This window comes from Natronomonas sp. (genome assembly GCF_036625485.1).
Taxonomy (GTDB): Archaea; Halobacteriota; Halobacteria; order Halobacteriales; family Haloarculaceae; genus Natronomonas.
Genome location: NZ_JAZKTR010000225.1, coordinates 1 through 3,010 on the forward strand (window position 1 = coordinate 1; position 3,010 = coordinate 3,010).

Below are 3,010 nucleotides of genomic sequence, written 5' to 3' on the forward strand. Positions count from 1 at the left end.
GCCCGGTGGAACGGCAGCGGCGGCCGCTACGAACACCTGACCATCTGGCCGCCGTGGACCATCGGCGGCTACGACCACAAGGACGGCGCCGGCCTCAGCGACTTCCTCGACGACAAGGAGAACGTCCGGCCGACGCCGCACGACCACACGCCCTTCGCAGACGAGAAGGCTCTTCAGAGCCTATCACACCGCGTCTGGCCCTGAGACGCTTGCCTGTTATACGGTGGGTCGCCGCAAGCAAGCGCCGCTGATTCGGGAATCGAACGGCAGTTCGGTTTAAAAGAAACGTCGGATTACGCCCTGTAACTCACGTATACAGTCGGTAAACGGTCGCGAGTTTATATAAGAGATAAAGAAGTATCTCGAATTATGCCAGTTATTAACAATCACTGGTGGGAACCCCTCGAACGATGGCGAGCGACGGCGTTTCTGATTGGAGGCCTGGTATTCGTGGTGGATGCGGCGCTCTTGGTCGTTCATATGTCTTCGGGGACGGAACCCGCGGCGTTTGGACAGGCTCTCGTCGGCACGAGCTGGACTGCTGCCTTCATCGGATTGGTCGGCTTCTATCCCAGCCTCGCTGACCGGAGTCGCCGACTGGCCAAAGCCGGACTCCTCTTCGCTGCTATCGGTGGGATAACGATGGCTGCGATGGCCGTCACGATGTTCGGTTATGCTGCGGACGTCCTGAGCGGTGATCCCTCTAACGTCGCGATGTACTTCCTCCCGGGGGTGTTCGTCGGCGTCGTCCTGGGATTCGGGTTGTTCAGCGCCGTCAGCCTCCGAACCGATCTCTATTCACGGACCCTGGGTCTCCTCTTCGTACTCCTGCCGCTGACGTTCCTGTTCAACCTTGGAACCGGCATTGCGGGATTCAACCCCTTGTCCAAAGTCGTCGGCGTCGTCGCGGTGTTGTCCCTGACGATGCTCGCCATCGGCTACCTCCTCCGGACGGGGAGTGCCTTCGCTAGCCGAGAAGACGTGGAAGCGTCGACCGATATGAGTGCGGGATAACGAGGGTCTGGCCACTAGCTGGCTCTTCATACGTTCCGTCGTTTCGCCCCCATCGCGGGGTATCGTGCAAAAATGCGGGTTTGCGAGTAGGTGGTTAGTTACCGACTTCGAGCGCGCGCTCGACGACGTCCTCGCTGTAGAGTTCGGCGAGGTCGTCGTGCTGGTCGGGACGGTTGTGGTAGACGTCCTTGAACAGCTTGATCGGCGTCATGAGGGCCTGATAGGTCGCTTCGTCCCACATACGGTCCTGAGCGACGTCGACCTGCACGCCGTCGATCTCGACGGTTGCGGACTGGGTCATCGCGATGGCGCCCTGTCCGGCTTCCTTGGCGGCCTCGAACTCCTCCATGGAGTCGACGATGTCGTCCATGCTCGGGACGTAATCGAGGAGGTCCAGCAGTTCCGCGACCAGTTCCTCTTCGTCTTCGAAGAAGTATTCGTCGCCGGCGACTTCGAGCTCGTAGCCGCCGTCCTCTTCTTCGAGTTCGACGGTTTCACCGGAGTAGACCTGCACGCCGTCCTCGTCTTCGAGTTCGGCCGTGCGGCCGCCAGCGTCGAGGATCCAGTAGCCGGCCGCCGGCGGGAGCGGGCTCTTGTTGGCCTCGACGACCTGGCCGGGCGTCAGCGACCAGATGCCGAGCATGCCCATCGCGTTGTTGGCGGTGATGCGGTCGTGGTAGCCCTCGACGTCACGGATGTCGTCGTAGGGGCCGTCGACGGAGATGAGCCCCGCCGCGCTCGCGGCGCGGGAGGTGTTGTGGCGGAGTTCCTTCCACTCGGGGAGGCCACCGGTCGGCGTGATGGCGCGCATGTCCTTGGTGTAGTCGACTTCGCCGTCGACCAGCAGGAAGAGGCGCTGGAGGTTGTTCGAGGCCTTGCCCATCTCGTCGCGAAGCTTGCCCATTGCGAGTTCGGCGGAACCGGACTCGATGATGACGGACATGTTGAGACTGCCCTCTTCGAGGCCGTGTTCGTTCTCGACGATGGTGATGAACTCGTCGGCCTTCTTCCAGTCGTCGATGTCACCGACTTCCGGGATGACGAACCCGTCGATGTTCTCGACGGCGCCGTTTTCGGGGTCGGCGATCTCGAGCATGTGCTGGAAGCCCTTGTAGCGCGTCTCGGGGCTGTCGCGGTGCCAGACGACGCGGGGGTGGATCTCGCCGGGGAACTCGTCGCCCTCTTCGGCGACGACCTCGGCGATGTTCTCGGCGCCCTCGTCGCGCATGTTCGGCGCGGTGGCGTCCTCGTTGTCCGGGACCCAGACGTCCGGGGCCTGCATGCCACGGAGTCCGATGGCGCTACGGAGTTTCTTCGCGGAGTCGTCGACGCCCTTCTCGGCGGTTGGCGTCGTAAAGAACGTGCGCACGAACTTCCGGCCGTGCGTTCGCTTGTCGAGTTCGGTCATGAGTCATCCGTATCGACTACGCCGCGGTTATTAAAGGTGGCCAAAACGGCTTCTATTGGCGGTAGAGGCGTTGAATACAGTAGTTACTACTCGCGCAAAAAGAAAGAAACCGGCGGTTCGGCGCGCCGATCAGTCGTCGTCGTTCGAGGTCAGCGGGTCGGACTCTTCCTCGGTGAAGCCGGCGGACTTCTCCATCCGCTCCTTGGCTTCGGGGTCGAACTGCGCTTCGATGTCCTGGAAGCGCGAGACGAAGGAGAGCTCGTGGTGGCTCTCGGTTTCGTGGCCGAGGTAGCGGTCCTCGAGGTCCCACTGGGCTTCCTCGTCGTTCTCCGCGATGTTGCTCATGTCCTCGTAGACGGCGTGTGCGCCGGAGTGCAGGGCGTACAGCGTGATGAAGATGTACTGGTAGCCGAGGTCGCCGAGTTCCTGGAACGTGAGCGGGTCCTCCTCTTCGGACCACGCGAAGGAACTGGAGTAGTTGAAGGCCAGATCCAGGTCCGGGTGGGTCTCGTGGATGGTCTCGGCGTAGTTGACGGCGTCCTCGCGGGACGGGTCGGGCATCTCGGGCCAGACCAGGTCGACGCCGGC

The 3,010-nt window shown here is 62.4% G+C and carries 3 protein-coding genes and 1 pseudogene; 2 read left to right on the plus strand and 2 right to left on the minus strand.

Annotated elements, in window-relative coordinates; translation table 11 throughout:
• Together V5A53_RS14195 and V5A53_RS14200 are read left to right on the plus strand one after the other, a co-directional pair.
• Positions 1 to 204, plus strand: a 204-nt coding sequence (locus tag V5A53_RS14195; RefSeq protein ID WP_332314266.1) for a hypothetical protein, incomplete at its 5' end; no start/stop codon positions are given.
• A gap of 276 nt (positions 205 to 480) precedes the next feature.
• On the plus strand, positions 481 to 1,014 hold the full coding sequence (locus V5A53_RS14200; protein WP_332314267.1) for a hypothetical protein: 534 nt from the start codon (positions 481 to 483) through the stop codon (positions 1,012 to 1,014).
• A 94-nt stretch (positions 1,015 to 1,108) separates the two neighbouring features.
• On the opposite strand, the gene aceB is transcribed toward V5A53_RS14200, so the two are convergent.
• Together aceB and V5A53_RS14210 are read right to left on the minus strand one after the other, a co-directional pair.
• Positions 1,109 to 2,422, minus strand: coding sequence for a malate synthase AceB (gene aceB, locus V5A53_RS14205; protein WP_332314268.1), 1,314 nt, complete (start codon positions 2,420 to 2,422; stop codon positions 1,109 to 1,111).
• A 129-nt stretch (positions 2,423 to 2,551) separates the two neighbouring features.
• Positions 2,552 to 3,010, minus strand: a pseudogene (locus V5A53_RS14210) (isocitrate lyase); the annotation flags it as partial.

Coding starts and splice junctions, on each gene's coding strand:
- V5A53_RS14200 (WP_332314267.1), top strand. CDS start 481: ATGTCTTCGGGGACGGAACCCGCGGCGTTTGGACAGGCTCTCGTCGGC.
- aceB (WP_332314268.1), bottom strand. CDS start 2,422: ATGACCGAACTCGACAAGCGAACGCACGGCCGGAAGTTCGTGCGCACG.